General features: G+C 62.0%; 21 protein-coding genes. 5 read left to right on the top strand and 16 right to left on the bottom strand.

Features of this window, described 5'->3' with window-relative positions; genetic code table 11:
* Window positions 1-85: 85 nt before the first annotated feature.
* The 3 genes from ACESYO_RS10690 to ACESYO_RS10680 form a co-directional block, all read right to left on the bottom strand.
* Window positions 86-1,660, bottom strand: coding sequence for an SGNH/GDSL hydrolase family protein (locus ACESYO_RS10690; RefSeq protein ID WP_283128461.1), 1,575 nt, complete (start codon window positions 1,658-1,660; stop codon window positions 86-88).
* 207 nt (window positions 1,661-1,867) lie between these two features.
* Complete coding sequence (locus ACESYO_RS10685) at window positions 1,868-2,758, bottom strand: diacylglycerol/lipid kinase family protein (RefSeq protein WP_373210002.1); 891 nt, start codon at window positions 2,756-2,758, stop codon at window positions 1,868-1,870.
* A gap of 214 nt (window positions 2,759-2,972) precedes the next feature.
* Window positions 2,973-3,545, bottom strand: coding sequence for an ECF transporter S component (locus ACESYO_RS10680; RefSeq protein ID WP_373210001.1), 573 nt, complete (start codon window positions 3,543-3,545; stop codon window positions 2,973-2,975).
* 239 nt (window positions 3,546-3,784) lie between these two features.
* On the opposite strand from ACESYO_RS10680, the gene pdxR reads away from it, so the two are divergent.
* The gene (gene pdxR, locus ACESYO_RS10675; protein ID WP_276870015.1) at window positions 3,785-5,170 is read left to right on the top strand and encodes a MocR-like pyridoxine biosynthesis transcription factor PdxR; all 1,386 of its coding nucleotides are present in this window, start codon (window positions 3,785-3,787) and stop codon (window positions 5,168-5,170) included.
* 1 nt (window position 5,171) lies between these two features.
* Here pdxR and ACESYO_RS10670 read toward each other — a convergent pair whose 3' ends face one another.
* Complete coding sequence (locus ACESYO_RS10670) at window positions 5,172-6,233, bottom strand: hypothetical protein (RefSeq protein ID WP_373210000.1); 1,062 nt, start codon at window positions 6,231-6,233, stop codon at window positions 5,172-5,174.
* Window positions 6,234-6,311: 78 nt separating this feature from the next.
* Here ACESYO_RS10670 and ACESYO_RS10665 point away from each other — a divergent pair, with 78 nt between their 5' ends.
* On the top strand, window positions 6,312-6,461 hold the full coding sequence (locus ACESYO_RS10665; protein WP_156417367.1) for a hypothetical protein: 150 nt from the start codon (window positions 6,312-6,314) through the stop codon (window positions 6,459-6,461).
* 77 nt (window positions 6,462-6,538) lie between these two features.
* Here the strand turns inward: ACESYO_RS10665 and ACESYO_RS10660 are convergent, their stop codons facing one another.
* The 12 genes from ACESYO_RS10660 to ACESYO_RS10605 all read right to left on the bottom strand — a co-directional run bounded on the left by ACESYO_RS10660 (window position 6,539) and on the right by ACESYO_RS10605 (window position 19,638).
* A complete protein-coding gene (locus tag ACESYO_RS10660) occupies window positions 6,539-7,330 on the bottom strand; it encodes a 7beta-hydroxysteroid dehydrogenase (protein ID WP_058962778.1) in 792 nt (263 codons plus the stop codon).
* 528 nt (window positions 7,331-7,858) lie between these two features.
* Entirely contained in the window at window positions 7,859-9,055 is a 1,197-nt protein-coding gene (locus ACESYO_RS10655; RefSeq protein ID WP_058962779.1) for an FprA family A-type flavoprotein, read from the bottom strand.
* Window positions 9,056-9,221: 166 nt separating this feature from the next.
* Window positions 9,222-10,055, bottom strand: coding sequence for a putative RNA methyltransferase (locus ACESYO_RS10650; RefSeq protein ID WP_058962780.1), 834 nt, complete (start codon window positions 10,053-10,055; stop codon window positions 9,222-9,224).
* The gene (locus ACESYO_RS10645) at window positions 10,052-11,800 is read right to left on the bottom strand and encodes a DEAD/DEAH box helicase (protein WP_373209999.1); all 1,749 of its coding nucleotides are present in this window, start codon (window positions 11,798-11,800) and stop codon (window positions 10,052-10,054) included. The genes ACESYO_RS10650 and ACESYO_RS10645 overlap by 4 nt, the downstream gene beginning before the upstream one ends.
* Before the next feature lie 96 nt (window positions 11,801-11,896).
* The gene (locus ACESYO_RS10640; RefSeq protein WP_058962782.1) at window positions 11,897-13,138 is read right to left on the bottom strand and encodes a DUF1015 family protein; all 1,242 of its coding nucleotides are present in this window, start codon (window positions 13,136-13,138) and stop codon (window positions 11,897-11,899) included.
* Window positions 13,135-14,235, bottom strand: a complete 1,101-nt coding sequence (locus tag ACESYO_RS10635) for a putative glycoside hydrolase (RefSeq protein ID WP_058962783.1) — start codon at window positions 14,233-14,235, stop codon at window positions 13,135-13,137. Before ACESYO_RS10635 ends, ACESYO_RS10640 begins: the two co-directional genes overlap by 4 nt.
* A 42-nt stretch (window positions 14,236-14,277) precedes the next feature.
* On the bottom strand, window positions 14,278-14,889 hold the full coding sequence (locus tag ACESYO_RS10630) for an Rnf-Nqr domain containing protein (RefSeq protein WP_058962784.1): 612 nt from the start codon (window positions 14,887-14,889) through the stop codon (window positions 14,278-14,280).
* Window positions 14,886-15,542: an Rnf-Nqr domain containing protein gene (locus ACESYO_RS10625; protein ID WP_242868285.1), complete on the bottom strand. Its 657-nt coding sequence runs from the start codon at window positions 15,540-15,542 to the stop codon at window positions 14,886-14,888. The genes ACESYO_RS10630 and ACESYO_RS10625 overlap by 4 nt, the downstream gene beginning before the upstream one ends.
* Entirely contained in the window at window positions 15,532-16,533 is a 1,002-nt protein-coding gene (locus ACESYO_RS10620; protein ID WP_058962785.1) for an RnfABCDGE type electron transport complex subunit D, read from the bottom strand. Before ACESYO_RS10620 ends, ACESYO_RS10625 begins: the two co-directional genes overlap by 11 nt.
* Window positions 16,534-16,568: 35 nt before the next feature.
* Window positions 16,569-17,219: a ribulose-phosphate 3-epimerase gene (rpe, locus tag ACESYO_RS10615; RefSeq protein WP_058962786.1), complete on the bottom strand. Its 651-nt coding sequence runs from the start codon at window positions 17,217-17,219 to the stop codon at window positions 16,569-16,571.
* Window positions 17,220-17,475: 256 nt separating this feature from the next.
* Window positions 17,476-18,942, bottom strand: a complete 1,467-nt coding sequence (locus ACESYO_RS10610; protein ID WP_373209998.1) for a sensor histidine kinase — start codon at window positions 18,940-18,942, stop codon at window positions 17,476-17,478.
* Window positions 18,943-18,948: 6 nt separating this feature from the next.
* The gene (locus ACESYO_RS10605; protein ID WP_058962789.1) at window positions 18,949-19,638 is read right to left on the bottom strand and encodes a response regulator transcription factor; all 690 of its coding nucleotides are present in this window, start codon (window positions 19,636-19,638) and stop codon (window positions 18,949-18,951) included.
* A 582-nt stretch (window positions 19,639-20,220) separates the two neighbouring features.
* Here ACESYO_RS10605 and ACESYO_RS10600 point away from each other — a divergent pair.
* From ACESYO_RS10600 to ACESYO_RS10590, 3 genes are all read left to right on the top strand, one after another.
* Complete coding sequence (locus tag ACESYO_RS10600) at window positions 20,221-20,433, top strand: DUF5348 domain-containing protein (protein ID WP_373209997.1); 213 nt, start codon at window positions 20,221-20,223, stop codon at window positions 20,431-20,433.
* A 1,075-nt stretch (window positions 20,434-21,508) separates the two neighbouring features.
* Entirely contained in the window at window positions 21,509-22,144 is a 636-nt protein-coding gene (locus ACESYO_RS10595; protein WP_373209996.1) for a hypothetical protein, read from the top strand.
* A 177-nt stretch (window positions 22,145-22,321) separates the two neighbouring features.
* Window positions 22,322-22,702 carry a hypothetical protein gene (locus tag ACESYO_RS10590; RefSeq protein ID WP_373209995.1) on the top strand — a complete coding sequence of 127 codons (381 nt, stop codon included), beginning with the start codon at window positions 22,322-22,324 and terminating at the stop codon, window positions 22,700-22,702.
* Window positions 22,703-22,723 lie beyond the last annotated feature (21 nt).

The following is a 22,723-nucleotide window of genomic DNA, read 5'->3' as shown; positions in this document are numbered from 1 at the left end:
AAATGAGATAGGCAACCCTTTCGGGGAAGTCTATCTCATTTTTTTCATTTTAGGCTATTTTGCAACAGCCCCTTTTTGATCAGGTTCAGCCCTCCACGGAAGCGGTGCTGGCGTTCTCTTCCGGAGCGGGCGCCGCGTTGGCAGGGGTGGAATTGTCCGGCACGGTCACCGCAGGTTCACTGGCCGGAGCTTCCGTTGCAGGGGGCTCGGTAGGTACAGGTTCCGGTGTGGGCGCCGGGGTGGCCGGGGCCTGCGTGGGCTGCGGCACCGGAGTGGCCGGAACGGGGGTAGCCGGGGCCGGAGTGGCCGGAGCCGGAGTCGCCGGAGCCGCGGTGGCCGGGGCCGTGGTCGGGGTCGGCGCGGCGGTGGGAGCCTGGGTAGGCTTCGGGCTGGGCGAAGCAGTGGGCTCCGGGGTTGCGGTGGGCTCCGCCTCCACCTGCTCGAAGTAGGCGGTGAGGATTACGCCGTTGGCATCCGCGTTGGCGGGCACGGTAAAGGTCAGGCTCTCGCCGCTGCCGCCGGTGCTGCCGATGGTGGCAGCCCAGCCCGCGAACACCCAGCCCTCATCGGGCACGGCGGTCACGGTGCTGCAGGTGCCGCCCTTGGCCACCATCTGGCTGGTGGCGCCGCTCAGGTGGCCGCCCTCGCTGCACACGAATTCCACGGGCACCTTGGTGGTGGCCTGGCCGTTCTCGCCCCGCACCGCGATGGGATCGCTGGTGATCAGGTTCGGGGTAACGCCCTGCACCTGGGGCACCTTGTTCAGGGGCTTGGGACGGGTATCCTCGGTGATGTAGGCGTGGGTCTTGATGTAGTCGAACAGGGCGCGCACGCCGTTCTGGCTCAGGTGCACACCGTCGCTCAGGGTGTAATCGGTCCTGGCCCAGCCGGTTTCCGGATCCTCCAGAGCCTGGCTGCTGTCCAGATACTTATACCCTTCCTCCTCGCACATCTTCACGATGGCGCTGTTCAACGCATCCACCTGCTTCATGCTCAGCGCGGTGTTGCTGCGCTGCTTGTCCAGCGGGGGGATGGCGTTCACGATGATGTCCGCATAAGGGTAGGCTTCGTGGATGGCGGCCAGACCTTCCTTGTACTCCTCAATGAAGGTGTCCACATCCATGGTCAGGTTGTTGGTGCCGAAGCCGATGATCACCCGGCGGGGCTGCATGATCTTGACCGCCTCGGGCATGGTCACCGCAGAGGAGCGGCCCACGAAGTTTTCGCACTTCAGGCTGCTGATCTGCTGCACGCCCATGCTCACAACGCCGATGTTGTTGTCGATGGTGGTGAAAGGCTCGTCGCTGCCCTCCGGGCCATAGACCATGTAGCGCACGGTGTTGGAGTCGCCCAGAAAAAGGGTCTCGCCCAGATATTCCTGGCCGGCGTCCTCGGTTTCGGGCAGCACGGTGCCCTTGTAGGCGTCCACGTCCACCTTGTCGGCGGTGGCGTCGTAGGAAGCGTCGCTGGCCGGCTCGGACCAGCTGGTGCTGCCGGATTCGGCGGGCTTGCCGCCCAGCACGGTAAACCATACCACAATGGCCGCGATGGCCACGATAATCAAACCGCAGACCGCCGCAAGAATGGGCAGTGCCGCCGGTTTTTGAAGCAGCGCCCGCAGCTTTTTCTGCCAGGGCGCCTGTTTACGATTGGATGCCACGATTCGTTCACCTTTCTTTTTTCAGTCGGGAAAATTACTCGTACCAAGCTATTTTACACTATTTTCCCCCGGGGCGCAAACAATCCGTGAAAAAAACGCCAATCCGCGTAAATTTTTCACCTTTTTTGCCCACATTTCGGCCCGCTTGCCCCATTTGAGGCCAAAAAAGCGGAAAAGCCACCGGCTTTCCCGCATTTTTCTGTATTTTTATACCAGCAGCTCCAGCCGGCCGGGCTCCACCCGGATGTCCGCCTCGCGCACCTGGGGGCTGGCTTCGCCGTCCAGCGTCCAGCCGGTGGGTTCGTCGAACACCGCCCGCACCCGCCGCGCCTGCAGCAGATACAAAAGCTCCCCGTCCGGCTTCTGGCTCATCAGGCACGTCACCAGCCGCCGGGCCTGGGGCAGGGTCTGGGGCTTGCGCAGGATCATCACCTCGAACAGGCCGTCGTCCAGCTGCACCGCGTTCTGCTCCGGCACCGCCATGCCCCCGATGTAGCGGGAGTTGCTCACCGAGCAGTACCAGAATTCCCCCTCCAGCGTCCGGTCGTCCACCTGAATGGTGGCCCGCCAGCCCTGGGAAAGATCCAGCCGCAGCACACCCTCCAGCACATAGGCAAAGTGGCCCAGCAGGTTTTTGGTGGCCTGCGGCGTCTGGTACGACACCGCCGTGAACATGCCGAAGGCGGCCACATAGCAGAAGTGCCGCTCATTGAACCGGCCCAGATCCAGCGGCCGGGGTGCCATTGCTCCAATGGCGGCGCAGTTTTCCTCCAGCGGGCGGCGAAGCCCGGCCGAGGCGGCAAAGTCGTTGGTGGAGCCAAAGGGCAGATAGCCCACCGGCAGCGGCCGGGGCGCGTTCATCACGTCGTTCACCGTGTAGTGCAGGGTGCCGTCGCCTCCGCAGCAGACCACCGCATCGAACCGGCCGGGGTATGCCGCCAGCAGCTGTGCCGCGCCCCAGCCCTCCATCACCGGGCAGGCGGTGACCATACACCCCGCCCGGGTCAGACCGGTGAGGATGGATTCCAGCTCCTGCGCCACCCGCCGCTTGCCCGCAGCGCCGTTATAAATCAAAATCACCTGGTGCCGATGTTCCATTGCCGTGCCCTCCGTTCCCCGGCCCGCCGGTACCGGGCCGAATGCAAAGATACCTTTTATTATAGCGGCAGGCGGGCAAAAGTCAAACAAGGGGTGTCGAAACAGCGAAGGCGGGGCGCCGGAACAATCCCGGCGGCCCGCCTTTCGAAAGGGGAACCATTCAATTTTTCAGCCAATGGCGTGTGCCGGAACCTCTCCGGTGCGGTGAGCCGCCTCAGCACAAAAGCTGTTTGCGGAACAGCCCCGCCCGCTTGAGGGCCGGGCGCAGCGCCCCGGCCAGAATCACGGCCACCAGCACGCCGGCGCCCGCGTTGATCAGGCTGCTCAGCAGCTTGGTCACCAGCTGCACCTGCACCGCGCCAAGGGTCTGGCGCTCGATAAAATACATCATAATGAAGCTCTTGCCCAGATACAGCACCACATAGGCCAGCGTACCGGTCACCGCGCCCACAATATCCCACACGCGCTGGGCCGCCGGGTTTTTGCCCGTGCCCCGGCGGGCGATGAGCCCGGCCAGAAAACCGATGAAGAACTTGGTCAGGAAGGTGATCCAGCTCTCGGCAATGTACAGCGGGTTGGTGAAGTCAAACAGCATGCTGCCCATGCCGCTGGCAAGGCCGCCCACCCAGGGCCCGAACAACAGGCCGGTCAATGCGCAGAAGCCGTTGCCCAGATGTACCCGGCTCACATCGCCAATGGGAATCTGCATCCAGCTGGACGCGAACACCAGCGCGCTCATCAGACCGAACACCGCCAGCCGCTGCACGCTCCAAAATTTCTTTTCCATAGGTATGCCTCCCGGCGGGGCCGCGATTTTTGTTTTTTCGGCACCACCGCACATCCGGTTCCGCAGGCTCCGGCGCGCTCCACCCTGCGGAATTGTGCGGGATTGCCTTGACTTTTTTCGCCCCGTTCTCTATGCTCATATTATACCGGATACTGGCCCCATGATAATACCCAGAACAGAACTTTTTTATGGGGCCAGTTTTATCGCTTTAACGCATAAAAAGAAAGGAGCTGCGGAATATGTTTCAGCTTTCCTTTGCGGCCTCGGACACCGGCGGGCCGCTGTATGACCAGCTGTACCGGGCCATCGTGGCCCAGATCCGCCACGGGGAGCTGGCCCCCGGCGAGCGGCTGCCCGGCAAGCGCAGCCTTGCGGCGGAGCTTTCGGTGAGCGTGAACACGGTGGACACCGCCTACCAGCTGCTGGTGGCGGAGGGCTATCTGGAGGCACGGCCCCGGTCCGGTTTTTTTGTGCAGCACTACACCGGCCCCAAAACCGCTCTGCCCGGCCCCGCGCCCGCGCCCCGGCCCGCCGAGGCGCCGGTGTGGCGGTACGACCTTTCCACCGGCGGCATCGACACCGCCCTCTTCCCCTTCCGCACCTGGGGCCGCATCCAGAAGGAGCTGCTTTATTCCCAGCCCCAGCTGCTGAGCCACGGCCACCCCCAGGGGGACGAAGATCTGCGCAGCGCCATTGCAGATTATCTGCACGCCTATCGTGCGGTGGACTGCGCGCCGGATCAGATCGTGGTGGGCGCCGGTGTGGAATATCTGCTGGGTCTGCTGGCCCGGCTGGTGGAGGGCCCGGCCGCGGTGGAGGACCCGGGCTACGGCCGCACCCGGCGCATTCTGCAAAGCAGCGGCGTGCCCTGCGTGCCGGTTCCGGTGGACCGGCAGGGCCTTGTGGTGGAAAAGCTGGCCGAAACCAATGCCCGGCTGGCCTATGTGACCCCCAGCCACCAGTTCCCCACCGGCGCGGTGATGCCCGCCGGGCGGCGGGCGGCCCTGCTGCAATGGGCGTTGGCCGCCCCGGGGCGGTACATCCTTGAGGACGACTACGACTCGGAGTTCCGGTTTGCCCTGCGCCCGCTGCCCAGCCTGCAGGGCATGGCGGGCAGCGGCGGGCCGGTGGTGTATCTTTCCACCTTCTCCCGCAGTCTTGCCCCCAGCATCCGCATCGCCTTCATGGTGCTGCCCCGGGACCTGCTGGCCCGTTTTGTGGAGCAGTTCGGCTTTTACTCCTCCACCGTGAGCCGGTTTGAGCAGCAGACGCTTCGGGTATTTTTGCAGGAGGGCCACTTCACCCGCCATCTGGCCCGCTGCCGGGGAAAATACCGCACCCGGATGCAGGCCCTCACCGGCGCGCTGGACACCGCCTTCGGGCCGGATCGGCTGCATTTTTCCGGCCAGCACACCGGCCTGCATCTGCTCTTGCAGGTAAAAAACGGCCCGGGCGAAGCGGAGCTTGTCCGCCGCGCCCGGGCTGAGGGAATCCGGATCACCGGTCTTTCGGAATACTGCACCACCGCATCCTGCCCGCCGAACACACTGGTGGCAGGCTACGGCGCACTGGCGGACGGCCAGATCGAACCGCTGGCCGCTCTGCTGGCCCGGCTCTGGGCCTGATTTATCCCAGCGCCCCCGCCGGGGCTCCGCTCACCGGGGGCGGCGTGGGGCTGGCCGAAGGAGCAGGGCTGGCCGAGGGTGCAGCACTGGCCGCCGGGGACGGGCTGGCGGTGGGGCCCGCCGACGGGCTGGGGCTTGCATCGGCAGCGCCTGCCGAGGGCCCGGGCGTTGCCAGCGCGGGGCTTTCCGTTTCCTGCTCACGCTGACAAAACCAGCTCCGGGCAAAGGCCACGCTGTCCTCGGTGAACTCATAGCGCTCCTCCCCTTCCCACCGGCCGGGCACCACCTGGGCCTCCACCTGGGCCTGCTGGCGGGCCAGAAACTCCAGCGTATCCTGCATGTCGTACAGATCGGTGAGGGTCAGGTTGGAAAGCAGGGTGCTGCTGGCCTTGCGTAGCCCCTCAATCAGGGTGGTGGAAAGGCCGGGCAGCTGCTGGCGCAGAGCCGCGTCCCACACCGCGCCCCGGATGCGCTCCAGCCGGGCGGGCGGCACGCCCTCGCCCTTCAGCTTTGCCAGAAATTCCGAAGCGGACTCCGGCGCAAGGCTCACCACCGGATCCTCCGAAAGGCCCAGTGTCTCCAGTTCCTCCGGCTCCAGCAGGCCGGTCAGGTTCACCCGGGGCGGCTCCATGCCGTTCCAGGCAGTGCCCAGGCTGGCCGGGGTGATGGCCAGATACTGGTCGATCTGAATGTTCAATGTCTGGCTCAGCAGCTCTGCCGCCCGGCCGGGGCCGGCGCTGGAGTAGCTGTCCCGCAGGAGGGTGGGGCCGCTGGGGGCGGACACCACACTGACCGCGGGCACCGGGCAGATGCGGATCACATTGTTCATTCCGTCCAGCCGCAGCAGCACGAAGCCGGGCTCCTCGGCGGCCACCGCCACGAAGAGGGTGTGGTCGTTTTCCTGTGATGGACTTGCCACCGGCACCCCGCTCTGGGTGATCTGGGCGGGGGCGGCGGTGCTTTGCTGCCACAGGCCGTACAGCACAAAGCCCCCCAGCAGCGGGACGAGAATGGCCAGAGTGAGAAAAAACGAAAGCCAGAAGGCCTTTGGGCCGCTTTGCATGCACATCGCTCCTTTTCATGGATTGCGCATACAGCATGGGCTGTTTGGGCAGAATCTATACCAGAAGGAGGCTTTGCCATGAAAAAACAGCATTCCGTTCCCATCCCCCCGGCGGCGCAGCAGGTGCTGAAGGCCGCCCGCCCCGCGAAGGACGACCCGGAGGGCAGCTACACCGGCATGCCCGCCATCCCCGGCGAGATGCCCCAGCAGGACGCGGACGATCTTTGATTCCCCAAACGCCACAAAAAAAGAACCGATGCGGTTGCATCGGTTCTTTTTGCTTGCTTGTTTGGGGGTTGCTGTGCTTATTCCTGATAGAAGGAGCCCATGTAGCGGATGTACTCGTCGGCGGTGTGGTTGGCGCGCCAGTCCTGCACGCTCTTTTTGTTGCGCTCGCCGGAAATGACCGAGAATTCCTTGCCCAGCTTTTCGAAGGCCTCGTCCACCACCTCTTCGGGGGTCTGGGCGATCTTCATCACCGCTTCGCCCTGCGGGCCGCCGGGCAGGTTGCTCAGCAGGCTGGGGGTGAGGGTGGTGCCCAGGGTGATGACCTCCACATCCACGTTGGTCTTTTCCACCTCGCAGGCAACAGCCTCGGTCATCTTCAGGATGAAGGCCTTGCCTGCGCCGTACTGGCCGTTCCAGGGCGAGCTGGAGATGCCGGTCATGGAGGACACATTGATCACCGCGCCCCGGTCCTGGGCGGCGAAGATCTTCATGTAATGGTAGAAGCACTTCATGAAGGTGACCACGTTCACATTGATCATCGCCTCATGCTTTTCCCAGGGGGTATCCTGGATCTTGCCGAAGGAATGCAGGCAGGCCACATAGCTCATGAAGCCCATGTCCAGCCCTTCGGTGGCGGCGAAGATGGCGTCGGTGGCGTTGGGGGTGGAAAAATCCGCCTTGACCACCTTGTAGTCCACGCCGTAGGTCTGCTTGATGCTTTCGCCCAGCTCCTTCAGCTTCTCTTCCCGGCGGCCCACCATCACAACGTTCATGCCGCCCTGGGCCAGCTTCTCGCAGAATGCCTTGCCCACGCCCTCGGTGGCACCCAGAACGATGCCCCATTCGCCGTATTTTTCGCGCAGATTCATGTTGAACAATCTCCTTTTTCTTTCTGCCGTTTCCGGGCAGTTTTTTCCACTTTTTGCAGGGGTCCGTTTGCAGTGTAGAGTAATATACCACTTTGACCAATCGAAGTCAAAGTGCAAAACGTAGAATTTCCGGCCGCTTTTTTCTACATACCACACCGCTGTATCACTTTATCTGACTGCGCTTTCTGCACAAAAAAACCGATGCAAAACAGCCGGGGTGACATAAGAAAACAGCGCCGGAAAAGGGCCGCTTTTGCAGGATTGCAGCGTCAAAGCCCCTTGACAACCACCAAGGGTGCCTGCGGGTCTTTTCCTTGCACTCCCATCAAAATCGGCCCTTTTCCGGTGCTGTGCAGTTCTGCCCCAGGATTTTGGATGCAGAAAGTGCGAAAAGGGGCGGCGCAAGCCTTGGTGGCTTGCCCGCCCCTTTGAACATTTTGTGCGCCAAAATCCTAAGGCAGAACCGTCGTTTTCTTATGCCACACCGGCTAACGCATCGGTTCTTTTTTCTTGCTTTTGGGCTTGTGCTTACTTCAGCACGGCGGCGGCGAAGTCGCGGCCATACTGACGGGCCTCGGCCAGCTGGGCGTCGCTGGGCTTGAAGCGGATCTTCAGGCCGGGCAGAGGCTGACCCAGCTTCAGGGCCTCCATGCGGGCGGTCAGGTTGGGAACCGCCTCGCCGCTCCAGCCGTAGCTGCCGAAGGCAGCGGCGGGCAGGCCGCGGTGGATGATGGGGTTCAGGCCCACCAGCATCTCGTAGATGGGGGGCAGAGCGTCGCCCACCAGAGTGGGGCTGCCCAGCAGGAAGCCGTCGGAGGACTGCAGCGCAGCCTTGGCAGCGGCGTTGTCGTCGGTGACCAGATCAAACATCTGGATGTGCTGCACGCCGCCATCCTTCAGGCCCTCGGCGATGGTCTCGGCCAGCTGCTTGGTGTAGCCGTAGGCGGAAACGTAGGCGATGACCACGTTCCGATCCTCGGGAGCCTTCTTCACGGGGGTGGCCCACTTGCGGTACAGATCGAAGTAGTGCTGGATGTTGGTGCGCAGCACGGGGCCGTGGCCGTTGCCGATGAACTCGATGTCCAGATCCTTGATCCGGTTCAGAGCCTTCAGCACGAAAGGCTTGAAGGGGCCCATGATGTTGTCGAAGTAGTACTTGTAGGCAGCCTCGAAGTCGCCCTCGATCAGGTCGTTGAATACCCGGTCGTCGGCGTAGTGGCAGCCGAAGGAGTCCACGGTAAACAGAGCCTTGGCCTCGGGGATGTAGGTGTACATGCTGTCCGGCCAGTGCAGGAAGGGCACGCTCAGGAATTCCAGGTGCATGCCGCCCAGGTCGATCTGATCCTTCTCGGTCACGGCCTGGCTCTTGAAGGGATGGTTCACGATCTCCTTCAGGAAGGTCAGGGCGGTGGCGCTGCCCACAACGGTGGCGTTGGGAGCCAGAGCCAGCAGCTTCTCCACGCCGCCGGCATGGTCGGGCTCGGTGTGGCCAACCACGATGTAATCGATGGTGGCGGGATCGCAGACCTCTTTCAGGTTCTCCAGATACTGGTCGAAGAACTTGGCCTTCACGGTCTCGAACACGGCGGTCTTTTCGGTGCCCTTCACCACATAGGCGTTGTAGCTGGTGCCGTACTCGCTGTACATCACGATGTCAAATACGCGCAGATCCGGGTCCTGTACGCCGACCCACCAGATGTTTTCCTTAGCCTGTAATGCTCCCATTGTTCTGTCTCTCCTTTATCGGGCGGGCTGGCCGCCTTGTTGATATGATTTGCCGTGCGCGCCGCGGCCAACGGCCGCTTTGCACTCCTTCTTTTAAAATACACCTTATTATACGGCGAATAAAAGCACCTCTTTGTTGCAGCGGCAACAAAATGATGCTTTTTTGTCAATCCTGCCGGTCGTAGAGCAAAAAGCGGAACCCGATGGGGGTTTCCAGCCGCTCCAGCCGGGCCAGACGGGCGCTGCCCTCGGCCGGGGTTTTCCAGTAATAGGGGGTCATGGCGAACAGATCGCCGATGGCCTGCCCCTCCACGGTAATCCGGTCCTCCGCCCGGGTCTCCCCGGCGGGGGAAAAGCCCGGATAGTCCACCTGCTGGCAGGGATTCTCGTAGGGCTCGTCGTACAATACGTCCTTCAGGCCCATCAGATGCTCCGCCGTGGGCACCGCGTAGATCAGCCGGCCGCCGGGGGCCAGGCAGCGGCGGAACTCCTCCCCCGCAAAGGGGGAAAAGATGTTCAGCACCACATCCGCCCAGCCGCTTTCCACCGGGGCGGCAAAGCTGCTGGCCACCGCGAAGGCCGCATTCGGCAGCTTCCGTTTGGCTGCCAGCCGCACCGCCGCCTTGCTGATGTCGAACCCGGCCAGCCGGAAGGGCAGGCCCTGCCGCTCCAGCTCGGCGCAGATGGCTCCGTCGTAGTAGCCCTCGCCGCAGCCCGCATCCAGAATGTGCAGCACGCCGCCCTTTTTGCGGGCCAGCTCCGCGCACAGGCGGGCCAGCTCGGCAGCGAAGGGTGCGTAGCCGCCCCCGTTTAAAAAGCGGTTGCGGGCGGCCACCATCTCCTTGCTGTCGCCGGGGATTTTGCTGTGCATCCGGCTGACAAGCAGCAGGTTCACATACCCCTCTTTGGCCCGGTCGAAGCTGTGGCCGGCCGGGCAGCGCACCGCGCCGCCCGCATCGGTCAGCCTTCCGCCGCACACCGGGCAGACAAAACCGCTCATTCCTCTGCCTCGCCCTCGATGGGCTCGGAGAAGCCGCCGTGGCTCTTCATGTACTCCTCAAAGCTGGCGAACTTCTGGGCCGGGGGCTTGCGGGAGATCAGCAGCAGGCCCGGATCCTCGTCCTTTGCCGGGGCCGCCTGCCGGGGCTGCTTTTCCGCCCGGGCAGATTTCTGCTGCTGGCTGCGGCCGGAAGTCCGCTGGGTCTGCCTGCTGTGCTCGGGGCGGGCGGCGCTTCGCTGCTGGCCGCGGCCGCTCTGGGCCTTTTCCCGGCTGGAGGAAGCCTGCTTTGCAGGCTGTTTTTCCGCCTTTTCCGCCGGGCGTTCATTCCGTTCGGGGCGTTCCGGGCGTTCGCCGCGCTCCTCCCGCTTTGCGTTTTCCTGCGCTGCCGCTTCCGCAGCCTTACCGGCCGCGCGCCGACGGCGGCGGCGGCGCTTTGCGCTGGCCGAAAGGGGCTGGCCAGCCTGGGTGTTCTTTTCTTCCACGATGGTAACCTCCAACTGTTGGTTTGCAGGCTCGTTCGGGGCCTGTTTCGCTGTTTCCTTCCGTTTGGGCTGCTCGGGCTTTGCCTTCTCCCGCTCCGGGCGCGGTGCAGGCCGGGCCGGTGCGGCGGCTTCCGCCCGCTCGCCCAGCTCCGGCAGCTCCAGCACCGGAATCTTTTTCCGGTTCAGCTTTTCGATGCCCGCCAGATATTCCTTTTCCTCCGGGCTGCAGAAGCTGATGGCCACGCCCTCGGCCCCGGCCCGGCCGGTGCGGCCGATGCGGTGCACATAGGTTTCCGGCACCTCGGGCAGGTCAAAGTTGAACACATGGGAAAGCTCGCTGATGTCGATGCCGCGGGCGGCGATGTCGGTGGCCACCAGCGCACGGATCTTGCCCGCCTTGAAGCTGTCCAGCGCGGCCACACGGGCGCTCTGGCTCTTGTTGCCGTGGATGGCCGCCGCGCCGATGCCCTGTTTGTTCAAAAAGGTGGCGATGGCGTTGGCCCCGTGCTTGGTGCGGCTGAACACCAGCGCGCTGGTCACCGCCGGGTCGGCCAGCAGCTTTGCCAGCAGCCGCTTTTTGTCCGGCTTGTTCACAAAGTAAAGGCCCTGCTCAATCCGCTCCACGGTGCTGCTCACCGGGTCCACCTTCACGGTGACCGGCTTTTTCAGAATGCTGTTTGCCAGCTGCTCAATCTCTTTGGGCATGGTGGCGCTGAACAGCAGGTTCTGGCGCTGGGCAGGCAGGTGACGGATCACCTTTTTCACGTCGTTCACAAAGCCCATGTCCAGCATCCGGTCGGCCTCGTCCAGCACAAAGATCTCCAGCCGGCTCAGATCCACATGGCCCTGACCGATCAGGTCGTTCAGGCGGCCCGGGCAGGCGGTGAGCACGTCCGCGCCGCGGCGCAGCGCGTCCACCTGGGGCTGCTGGCCCACCCCGCCGAACACCACGCAGTGGCTCACGTTCAGGTAGCGGTCGTAGTTTGCAAAGCACTCGTCGATCTGCAGGGCCAGCTCCCGGGTGGGGGTCAGAATCAGCGCCCGCACTCCCTTGTGGGAGGGGTGGCTGGCGGCCAGCCGCTGCAGAATGGGCAGCGCAAAGGCGGCGGTCTTACCGGTGCCGGTCTGGGCGCAGCCCAGCAGGTCATACCCGGCCAGCACCGGCGGAATCGCCTTGGCCTGAATGGGCGAAGGGGTTTTATACCCCTGCTCCTCCACTGCCTTCAGCAGCGGGCGGGTCAGTTTCAGTTCGCTAAAATTCATAGTCCTCCAAATAATCGCTTGTTCAAACGGCAACACCGCGCCCGAAAAAACGGGCGCGGCCCTGCCTGAAACAAGCCGGGGCGCAGGGGCCCGCCGTCAGCGGATGTACCTGCACTCCAGCTCGTACCGCTGTTCCCGGGCCTCAAGGGGCGCAAACAGCCCCAGGGGCAGAAAATCGGCCCCCGCAAGGCCCCGGAACAGATCCTCGTTTGTCTCATGCAGCAGCACGCCGGTGTTGCCGTCCGCCGCCAGCTCCCGCAGCTCGGCCTCATCGGCCAGCCGGTCGGCAAAGCAGGCGGGGTTCGCCCGCAGATACTCCTGCAAAAAGGCTTCCAGCACGGCAGCCGCCAGCGGCCAGCGGCCCCCGACAGGCCACACCGCCCGCTGCCAGGCACCGTACACAAAGTCCAGCCGCCCGGAGCAGCCGGGAACCGGGCTCTCCTCCAGCCGCACGCTTTGACCGGCGCACCAGCTGCGGAAGGCCGCCAGCAGCGGCAGGCCCTGCACCCCCATCACCAGCCGGTGGGCGGGGGCAAGGCGCAGACCGGCACTCCGGATGCTGCACACCTCGGCCAGACAGAAGCGGGCCGGATGCGTTTCCCGCTCCGCTTCGCTCAGCTCCTCCCGCATCATCATCCAGTATGCCCGGGCGGCGGCCAGATCCTCTTCCCCGCTCACCGGGGCAAGCAGCGCCGCGCCCGCAGGCCCTTGTGCCGGGTCAAACAACGCCGCCAGCGCACCCAGCCGGTCGGCAGATTCCACCGCCCAGCCCACGGCACTGCCGCCGCCATAGCACAATGGCCCCTCATAGAGGGGCGCCTGGTTTTGAATTTCTTCCACCGCCGCAAACAGGGCCGCTTCGTCCATGTTTGCCGCCAGCAGAATGTGGCTGCTCTGTAGCGCCGCATCCTCCCAGCGTTCCAGCCGGGGCAGCACCTGCCGGGCAGCCAGCGCCGAGGGCGCCCGCACCGGAGTGCGGCTGCCTGCGGCAAAAGCGTAGGCTTCCAGATCCACGCAGCCCACAAGGCCCCGGCGCACCCGGCCGTCCGGCAGGGTGCGCTCCAGATACACAAAGCCGTTCACCGTGCGGGGCAGCAGCTCCCGGGCCCGGCCCATGGCCGCCTTTGCCGCGGCCAGCCGCTCCCGGGTTTCCACCCGCTGAAGCAGCGCGTCCGGCACCAGCAGCTGCATGGCCGCCGGAGCGTTTTCCCGCCGGGCCTCCAGCTCGCGCCAGCTCTCCCGGCTCAAAGCGCCCGCCGAGGGGCAGGCCCACTGTTCCGGCGAAACGCCTTCGCCGGGCACAAGCAGCCGGCCCGGCACAAAGCAGGGCTGGCTCATTGGCCCGCCTCCACCGCGAACACGTCGCCGGTGCGCACGCCCACATAGTCGCAGCCCGCGGCTGCGGCTTTGGCGGCGTCCAGCTGGGTCTGGGTCTCTTCGGTGAGCTCGCCGCCCACCTCGATGGCCAGATTCTCAATGCCCAGCGCGTCGATGGTACCGCCGGTCAGGCGGGTCTCCTGGCCGCTGGCCACGTTCAGCGGGTATTCCACCCAGCAGGTGGCCTTTTCCTGCCATGCGGCCAGGGCGTTTGCCAGGCACTGGGCCTCGGTCACGCCGGCCGTATCGCCATAGCTGGCCTTGTCGCGGCCGGCGGTGGTGGGCAGCTGCACGCCGGTGAGCCAGATCTGCTCAAAGCCCATGGCTTTGGCCTCGTCGATGATGCCGCCGATGTAGTCCACCGCGGCGCTGGAATACGGGTTCAGCCAGGCCTTGCCGCCCTTGTCCTGCGCGGCGTCCAGCCACAGGTAGTCGGTGCCCTGATACTTCACAGCCATTTCCCGGTTGGCGCTGGCGGCCAGTGGATCCTGGAAGGCGCACACACCCGCCACCGGCACGATGCCCTGCTCTTTGAAGGCCGCAGCCACCGCCGCGCCGTCGATCTGGGTGGTGGAAAGGCTGGATGCCGCCGCCGGCAGGGCGCTGGCGTAGTACACGCTGCCGGTGCTGTCCTTCAGGGGCACCACCGCATAGGTCACGCCCTGGCCTGCCAGCTGCTGCGCCACCTGCTCGGCCGCGCCCTCGCCGGTCAGGCTGGCCACGTCCACAAAGGCCCAGCTGCCCCGGGTCATGTCGCCGCCGGTCTGGGGCGCTTCGGTGGGCTGGGGCTCACTGGCGGGCTGGCCTTCCGACTCGCTGGCGCTCTGGGGCACGGAGGCGCTTTCCGGCTGGCTTGTGGGCGGATTGTCGGAATCGCCCCGCACGATGCTGTACCAGGTGCTGGTGCCGAAGTTGATCACCGCAGGGCCTGCCAGCCAGCCCACCGCAAACAGCGCCACCAGAGCCAGAACGCCCCCGGCGATGCGCGATGCGCGCTGCCGGCCGCTGTAAAAGCTGCGCCGGTACCGCTTCACTTTGCCCAGATTTTTCTTTGCCATATCAAATCAAGCCGCCTTTCCGCGTGGGTTTTCCACGGTGTGTCATCCAATGGAGATGCGGTGCCCGGTGAAGCCGTAGATGGCCAGCGCCAGGATACCGATGTAAATCAGGGTAACGGGCAGACCCTTGAAGCTGCCGGGGATCATGTCCTGCCGCATGCGGCGCTGGCCCTCGCTCACCACCACCACGGCGGCGGTGTAGCCCACGCCGCTGCCCAGCGCAAAGCCCATGGTCTGCACCAGATTGAAGCTCTGGGTGGCGGCAATCAGCAGCACGCCCAGCACCGCGGTGTTGAAGGTTGCCATGGGCAGCACCGCCAGCATGCGGCGCGCCTTTTCCTTCCAGATCAGCAGCAGCACGCCCAGCACCACAAAGAAGGCCACCGTGCTGCACAGGATGAACAGGAACGGGCGCACGGCGTTGCGCCAGCTCAGCGGGGTGAGCAGAAGGTCCACCCAGAAGCTCAGGGGCGCCGCCACCAGCTGGATCAGGCAGAGCAGGCCGCCGAAGGTGAGGGTGTCCACGGTGGAATCCTCCACCAGCTTCACCAGGCGGGACACGCCCATCGCCCGGCCGAACACTGCGTTTTCCGCAAACACTGCCGTTACAGCATACAAAAAGAAGGTGCTGCAGGCTTTTATTACTTCCATCATTCGCCTCGTCTCGCCTCCGTATGCACATGTTTTTTGTAGGCCCGAACCAGACCGCGCCAGACCGCGCACACCACGCCCAGCAGGATAAACCCGCCGGCGGGCAGGCTGGCCATGGGCAGCAGGGTGGTATTCAGCCGGGGAATGGGTGCGCCGAACAGGGTGCTTGCGGCCAGAATCTCCCGCAGGCAGCCCATGAGCAGCAGCACCAGCACATAGCCCGCAGTGGTACGCAGGCCCTTGCGCAGGGCGGTCATCACCCGCTCGGGCTGGGGCCGCTCGTACCTCTTGATGATCAGCGGCTCCACCACCAGCATGGGCAGATAAACGCCCAGCTGCAGAATTTCCACATCAAAAATGGCCCGCAGCGCAAAATATACGCCGATGTACAGAATCGAGCTGGTGAAGCAGTACACCAGCGCCCGCAGCTGGCCCCGGCCGGTGCGGCAGATCATGGCCGCAACCACCCGGGTGGGGGTGAGCAGCAGCAGCACCGCCACGCTGAGCATCAGCGCGTTCATGCCGTTGGTGGCAGCCACCACCAGCGGCGCAAGGCCCATGCCCTGCATGATGACCGGGTTGTTCAGGAAAATCCGGTCCCGCCGGGCAATGCGCTCCATGTTTTCCGACAGGTATTTCGCCTTCTTAGAGTTCACGGCGCACAACCCCCTTTCGGTGCAGGATGCGAAGCACGGCCCGGTCCAGCCAGCCGGAGAAGGCGTTCACCGCCAGAATGGCGAAGCACACGCCGGTCTCGTAGTTGCCGTAGTAGCGGAACATCATGGCCATAAAGCCGGTGAGCGCACCATACAGGATGCGGGAGATCCGGTTGGTGGGGCAGATCACCGGGTCTGCCATCAGAAAGACCGCCGCAAACAGCAGGCCGCCGCTGCACAGCTCGTATTTCATCACCGCCAGCCGGTCGGCCACATAGGTCCAGGGCATGCTGAAGGCGGGAATTTCGCCCAAGCGGGGGGCCACAAAGGCCACCAGCGCGCACATGCCCAGAAAACTGAACATCACGCTCAGGTGCAGGCTGCGCCGGTTTGCCAGAAACAGCGCGCAGGCCATGATCACCAGCAGCGCGGTCACGCCCATGGGGCCCGCGTAGTTGCCCAGAAACAGGGTGGTATTGTCCAGTGTGGGCAGGCCGCCGGTCTTTAACGCATGCAGGGGCGAATCCACCAGCTGCACGCTGGAAACACTGCCCAGAGGCAGGCTCTGGAACAGCTGGGCTTCCGGATACCGGAACACCTGCTCCGGCCAGCTCACCGCCACCACCGCGTAGCCCACGGCGGTGGGATGGAACACATAGCAGCCATAACCGCCGAAGGCTTCCTTGCCCAGCAGCACCGCCGCCACCGCGCCCACGATCACCACATAGTAGCTCACCGTGGCGGGCATGATGAGCGCCAGCATGAAGGCAAAAGCCTCGCTGCTCCACTCCCCTTTTTCGTAGGGGCGGCCCCGCAGCCAGGCCACCAGTCTGTCGCTCAGGTTGGCCGCGATCACCGCCGTGCCGCACAAAAGCACCGACCGCAGCCCGTAAAACGCAAAGGCCATGGCCAGCAGCGGCAGGCACATATAAAACAGATCCGCGTGAATGCCCTTATCCTGCCGGATGCGGGCAAGTTGTTGTTCCTTCAAGTGCACTGCTCCCTTCCTTGTAAGATTCGGGCTTCTCACAGGCCCTTCAGCCCGCGCACCGCGCCGGCCATGTCGGCCTTGCCGAATACCGCGCTGCCTGCCACCAGCAGGTTCGCGCCCGCCGCCACACACTGGGGGCCGGTCACCGCATCCACGCCGCCGTCCACCTCCAGCCAGGGCGAAAGGCCCCGGGCGTCGCACTCGGCGCGCAGGGTTTTCAGCTTATCCAGTGCGCCGGGCATGAATTTCTGGCCGCCGAAGCCCGGCTCCACGCTCATCACAAGAATCAGGTCCAGCCGGTCCAGAAAGGGCAGAACGGCCTCGGCCGGGGTGCCCGGCTTGATGGACAGGCCCGCCTTGCAGCCGGCGGCATGAATGGCGTCGATGGTTTCGCCCGCGTCGCTTTCGCTTTCCAGATGGAAGGTGATGCAGCTTGCGCCCGCCTTCACAAAGGCGTCCACATAGTCCAGCGGGCGGCGAATCATCAGATGTACGTCGTAAAAGGCATCGGGCAGCGCCTTGTGCAGGCTTTGCAGCACCGGCACACCGAAGCTGATATTGGGCACAAAGCAGCCGTCCATCACATCGAAATGCAGCATGTCGGCTCCCGCGTCCAGCACCTGGCGGCATTCTTCACCCAGGCGGGCAAAGTCCGCCGCAAGGATCGAGGGGCTCAGTTGAGTCATGGGAAAGGTCCTCCTTATGGATCATGCGCAACGGGCCCGCTCTACAAATTGTAAAACGTCAGAGCGTGCGCAAGGATATACAGTATAATTTTATCCTATTTCCCGCTAAAAAGCAAACCGCCATAACCCTTTTCACGTTTTTTGCACAAAAGCGCGGTTTCCGGACATTTCCGAAAACCGCGCTGGCTGTTTTTTGGGGAAATAGCGCATTCTTCCCGGCGATGGAGCGTCAGCCGTGAATCGTGCGGTATTGCCTTTACTTTTTTCCGGTCTGTTTGCGCCGCTGCTCAGGCGGGGCCTCGCAGGGCAGGGTGAAGTTGAACTGGCACCACTGGCCCTCCTCGCTCTCGGCCCAGATCTTGCCGCCGGAAAGGCCCACCAGAATCTTGCAGATGTGCAGCCCCAGGCCGCTGCCCCGGGCGTTGAGCCCGCGGCTTTTATCCTCCTTGTAGAACCGCTCGAACACGAAGGGAAGCGCGTCCGCCCCGATGCCCTGGCCGGAATTCCGGATGGACACCGTGACCATGCCGCCGCTCTTTTTCACCGAAAAGCGGATGTAGCCGCCCTCCGGGGTGAACTTGATGGCATTGTCCAGAATGTTGTAGACCACCTGATACACCAGATCCTGATCCGCGTAGACCATGGTGCGGGTGGGGGCAAGGCCCTGAATCTCCACATGCTGGTTCTGGATGCGCTGCTCGGCGCTGAACACCACGCCGGTGATGCTCTCCCAGATGTCGTAGCTCTGGGCATTCACCCGGTACTCGCCCGCCTCCAGCTTGGAGATGTCCAGCATGTTCTGAATCAGACGCGTCAGCCGGCCCACCTCCTGGCTCACCAGACCCAGATAATGCTGGCGCAGCTCGTCCGGAATGGTGCCGTCCAGCATGCCGTCGATGAAGCCCTTGATGCTGGTCATGGGGGTGCGCAGCTCGTGGGCGATGTTGCCCATGAAGCTGGCGCGGGAGGAATCGATGGTTTCCAGATTGCGGGCCATGTTGTTGAAGGTCACCGCCAGCTGGGCCACCTCGTCGTTGCCGTCCACCGGAACGCGCACGCTGAAATCGCCGCTGCCGAACTTGCGGGCGGCCTCGCTGATGCGCCGCAGCGGGGTGGTGAGCCGGTTGGTCACAAAGATGGCCAGAAGGCTGGCCGCCAGCAGCAGCAGCCCGGCGCTGAGCACGAAGATGGAGAACATGTCGCTCACGAACACATTCAGGCTGGCCGCGCTGGCCGAGGCGAACACATAGCCCGCCGCGGCGCCGGATTCATCCCGCATGACCCGGCCCACGGTGTAGTATTTGCCGCCGTAAAGCCCGCCCAGATTGCCGGTTTCAAAAAAGCCGTCCTCTTCCTGGGCCTGGCGCAGAATGTCCGCGTCCACCTGGCTGCCGATCAGCTGCTCGGCCTCGTTCTGGGTATACAGCATCACCTGACCGGAGGCGTCGGTGAGCAGCAGGTTGGTGCTGCTGGTGCGGCCGATCAGGCGCATCTGATCCTGCACGCTGGAGCGGGCGTTTTCATCCTCCAGCAGGCGGCGCAGGGGGGAGCCCTCCTGCACCTGCATGGCGGTCACCTGCACCACGTCGTTCAGGGTGCTGCGTTTGTCCTCCTGAAAATAGCCCATCACCAGATACATCTGGATCAGGCCCATCACCGCCGTGCTCACAATGAGCAGAATGGCGGTGGTGCTGAAATACATGGAACTGATGCTTTTTCTCACACGCGATCAATCCTTTGCTTCAAACTTGTAGCCCACGCCCCACACGGTTTTGAGGCTCCACTGCTCGCTGGCGCCCTCCAGCTTTTCCCGCAGGCGCTTGATGTGCACGTCGATGGTGCGGGAGTCGCCGTAATACTCGAAGCCCCACACCTCGTCCAGCAGCTGGTCGCGGGTGAACACCCGGTTGGGATGGCCGGCCAGATAGGCCAGCAGCTCCAGCTCCTTGGGGGGAGCCTCCACCACCTTGCCCTTCACCTTCAGCTCGTAGCGGCTCATGTCCAGCGAGAGGTTCTCGAACTGGATCACGCCGTCCTTTGCGGAATCCTCCGGGTTGCAGCGGCGCAGCACCGCCTTGATGCGGGCCACCACCTCTTTGGAATCGAAGGGCTTGACCACATAATCGTCCGCCCCCAGCTCCAGGCCCAGCACCTTGTCGAATGTCTCGCCCTTGGCGGTGAGCATGATGATGGGGGTGTTTGCCTGGGCGCGGATGCGGCGGCAGACCTCCCAGCCGTCCATCCTGGGCATCATCACGTCCAGCAATACCATATTGGGCTTGTTCTGTTCAAACAGCTCCAGCGCCTTTTCGCCGTCGTGGGCGATCAGAGTCTCGTAGCCTTCCTTTGCCAGATACAGTCTCAGCAGCTCGCAGATGTTCTGGTCATCATCCACGATCAAAATTTTCTGGTTGGGCATATTCTCCCGCTCCTTTTTCATTTACCGGGCGGCGCAAAAAATCCTCCGCGCCGCCCGAATTGTTTCCGGTAATTGTATTTATTATACAATAGAAATATGGACAAAAAAAGAACGCTCCCCCCTCAAAAAGACAAAAACCCGGCGGCAGGTGGCAAATCGCCGTTGCGCAAACCGCCGGGATTGGGTATAATGATGGGTGCGAAACCGCGCGGCGGCCCAACAAGGCCGCCGCCTGCCATACACCAGAAGTTTAATGTTTAAGGAGTTTCAAGCCATGAAATTAGGTATCGTGGTTCATATTCCTTTCTTCAAAATCTCCATATAAATCCATGAAACACCATAAAACAGCTTTAGAATGCGACTTTTTTCGCTTTCAAAAAAACACAAGTCAATATAGGCCGGATAAAATCACATGTGAAAATGGTGTAAAAATGGTGTAGAGGATACCAAATGGTGTATAACACACCGACCGCAACAACTCACTGAGCCAGTGCAACACACTTGAATATTTTCGTTAAGTGCCAATCCCAAATTGCTGGGGTTGGCTTTTCTTTTTCCACGGTAGTCGAAGGAGGACTTGCAATGAAACAAGGTGTTTTGGTTTACGATCAAGAAAATGACCGCATTGATATCCGCTTCGGATTGGAGGACTATTATGGGGGCCTGCACTGCGGCACGACTTTCGATGTTCTGATTGGTCGCCGGTGGATACCCACCCGAATTGAACTGGGGAGAGTCTGGTATCTGGTCGGCATAAAAACAAGTAACCTGGAGGGGTTAAGAGTCCGCATCTAAACACACCGTTCCAAAGATCATCACACCAAACCTGCAATCAGGAGGAACCATGACATGAAGTGCCTGCTTAAATATCGTTGGGTCAAGCTTCCCAGAGCCCAACTTCCTCAGGGCAAGGGCATATTGGGTTATTGGAGCAGACTCGCGGCTCGGGCAGCATTCAGAAAAGGCACGGCATGTTATTGTGGCTATCACAATGAAGTTGTGCCCGGAATGTGGTCTGGTGGAATCGTCGGCCTAAAAAGCATCCTCGGAGTTCGCCGACGTGCTCAGGCGCTTCAGATTATGGATCAGCTACAATCGCTCGGTTATATAAGGTATAGCCTGGATCAGAAGACCAAACGATTGGATTACCAGATCTGCGACTGGGTCATCAGCTGCTCCGGCCAGGGATGCTCAGCCGGAACAGTATATGCCACAGATGGGTATGGTTTCCTCTGCCTCCCGCGCAATATCACACAGAGGCTTGTCAAGCATAACTACAAATTTGAAGAAGCAGACGCATTGCTAGATCTATGGTGCCACACAACATGGCAAGATTCACGCAATGCGTTTTCTTTTTTAGCGCCGGCAGTTCAGTTTGGTGAATACGGGGCAGTTCTGACACTTGAATATCTCGGTCAACGCTGGGGCTGGGAACGGACTAAGGTCTGGAGGTTTTTCAGAAAACATGAGGGTGCCTTTCCTCTTTACCGTCTCCCCGGCGCCTTTGGGTGCCTGGTATTCAATTCCCTGTATCCGACCGAACCCTATTCTGAATTGCCGAAACAGGCCGATGTTGAACGTATTTTGACCAAAATACGCATTATGGGTCAGAATACGCACATTTCTGGCACAGACCATGCCCGTCTTTGCAAGATGGTTTTGTGGTATAGCAGACAACTAAGCGGTGAACCGAGCTGCGTCCCAGCACAGAACGAAAATGCTCGCGTTGCAGTTTCGCACTCTATTAAATACGCGTATTTTTCTCTGTGTTGGAATTGCAAGAACTGTATGTATGACTGCAATGAGTGTGAAGTTCTATCGAAAACATCTGAACTGATTTTCAACGAACGACAAGATAAGGAGAGTTGTAATGAAGAAACAATCGATTGCCGAAAAGGCATTATACGAACAAGAAGAACAGCAGATACAAGAAAAGTCCGATGCTTTCATTCGGATTTTGACGCAGCGAGGAATTCTGGGAAACGATCAGATCAAGGACGAACGGATTCGGCAAGCCCAGCAGGAAAAGCAGCGTCGTATGTATCACAACACAAGGCTGCTCCTGGAACAATACCGGAATATCGCATGGGCGCTGGAATGTTTCCCCGACACGATTGCTGCGGAACTGGATCACCCGCTGGGGGATCTGGACTCTCTGCTCGGAAAGATGGATCTGGAAATGGGTCTTGGGAACCGCAAACTGGAGAGTCGCTTGGAAAGCGTAAAAAAGTCCCGTTTGTTGCTGGATCGGGTCAACGAGGCTCTGACTGTTCTGAAACGAAAGCCTGACAATGGCCCCAAAATGTATGAACTCATCTACCAAACCTACCTGGCCCCCGAAAAACTGAGCCATGCTGACCTGCTGTACCGGCTTGACATCTCCTCACGTCACTATTACCGGCTTCGTCAGCAGGCCATCACCATTCTGTCAATTCGTTTGTGGTCCGCTCCTTCCAACGAGGTTGATTCCTGGCTTGAGATCCTCACGTTGCTCGAAAGCCTTTGATGAAAATGCGATGGCAAAGGAAAAGGCATAAAATTGGCAAGGTGGGCGCCGATGACATGTAAATGCGAAAAAGGTATACTGATATTGTCCCAAAGTAGGACAAAACGAAAACGCCGCTTTTGAAGCATAATGCTTTAGAAGCGGCATTTTTCATCGAAAAAACAGGAGGACATATCTATGCAAAAACTCTATTCGCTGTGCAAAAGGCGCTTGCAGCCGTTTTTTTGCGCCACTGCTAGCATCCTCTACATGACGATGCTTACCGCACAGCCAGTATTCGCAGAAGATGCTGCGACCGGTGGTGAGAATATCTGGAGCCGATTCTCCACGATCATGCAAGATGTCTATGGCGAGCTGGTAGCCATCAGCACAATCGTAGGCGTCACAGTAGCATCTATCGCACTGATTATCCGTATGGTTTCGCGGAATCAGCGGGCTGTTGACGAAGCCACGGGTTGGCTCAAGCGCATTGTTATCACCTGGATCGTACTGAACTCGCTGGGCTTCATCGTTGCTTACCTGCAGCCGCTGATCTCCGGCGGCCAGTACACACCCTGACAGCGGGCCCCAAAAAGAAAG

Origin of the sequence: Allofournierella massiliensis, assembly GCF_964241245.1 — a bacterium.
Classification (GTDB): domain Bacteria; phylum Bacillota; class Clostridia; order Oscillospirales; family Ruminococcaceae; genus Allofournierella; species Allofournierella massiliensis.
Note: the sequence above shows the minus strand (reverse complement) of the source record. Positions and strands in the feature narration are given on the sequence as shown.

Coding starts and splice junctions, on each gene's coding strand:
- ACESYO_RS10685 (WP_373210002.1), bottom strand. CDS start 2,758: ATGGAACATCGGCACCAGGTGATTTTGATTTATAACGGCGCTGCGGGC.
- ACESYO_RS10680 (WP_373210001.1), bottom strand. CDS start 3,545: ATGGAAAAGAAATTTTGGAGCGTGCAGCGGCTGGCGGTGTTCGGTCTG.
- pdxR (WP_276870015.1), top strand. CDS start 3,785: ATGTTTCAGCTTTCCTTTGCGGCCTCGGACACCGGCGGGCCGCTGTAT.
- ACESYO_RS10670 (WP_373210000.1), bottom strand. CDS start 6,233: ATGCAAAGCGGCCCAAAGGCCTTCTGGCTTTCGTTTTTTCTCACTCTG.
- ACESYO_RS10665 (WP_156417367.1), top strand. CDS start 6,312: ATGAAAAAACAGCATTCCGTTCCCATCCCCCCGGCGGCGCAGCAGGTG.
- ACESYO_RS10660 (WP_058962778.1), bottom strand. CDS start 7,330: ATGAATCTGCGCGAAAAATACGGCGAATGGGGCATCGTTCTGGGTGCC.
- ACESYO_RS10655 (WP_058962779.1), bottom strand. CDS start 9,055: ATGGGAGCATTACAGGCTAAGGAAAACATCTGGTGGGTCGGCGTACAG.
- ACESYO_RS10650 (WP_058962780.1), bottom strand. CDS start 10,055: ATGAGCGGTTTTGTCTGCCCGGTGTGCGGCGGAAGGCTGACCGATGCG.
- ACESYO_RS10645 (WP_373209999.1), bottom strand. CDS start 11,800: ATGAATTTTAGCGAACTGAAACTGACCCGCCCGCTGCTGAAGGCAGTG.
- ACESYO_RS10640 (WP_058962782.1), bottom strand. CDS start 13,138: ATGAGCCAGCCCTGCTTTGTGCCGGGCCGGCTGCTTGTGCCCGGCGAA.
- ACESYO_RS10635 (WP_058962783.1), bottom strand. CDS start 14,235: ATGGCAAAGAAAAATCTGGGCAAAGTGAAGCGGTACCGGCGCAGCTTT.
- ACESYO_RS10630 (WP_058962784.1), bottom strand. CDS start 14,889: ATGATGGAAGTAATAAAAGCCTGCAGCACCTTCTTTTTGTATGCTGTA.
- rpe (WP_058962786.1), bottom strand. CDS start 17,219: ATGACTCAACTGAGCCCCTCGATCCTTGCGGCGGACTTTGCCCGCCTG.
- ACESYO_RS10605 (WP_058962789.1), bottom strand. CDS start 19,638: ATGCCCAACCAGAAAATTTTGATCGTGGATGATGACCAGAACATCTGC.
- ACESYO_RS10600 (WP_373209997.1), top strand. CDS start 20,221: ATGAAACAAGGTGTTTTGGTTTACGATCAAGAAAATGACCGCATTGAT.
- ACESYO_RS10595 (WP_373209996.1), top strand. CDS start 21,509: ATGAAGAAACAATCGATTGCCGAAAAGGCATTATACGAACAAGAAGAA.
- ACESYO_RS10590 (WP_373209995.1), top strand. CDS start 22,322: ATGCAAAAACTCTATTCGCTGTGCAAAAGGCGCTTGCAGCCGTTTTTT.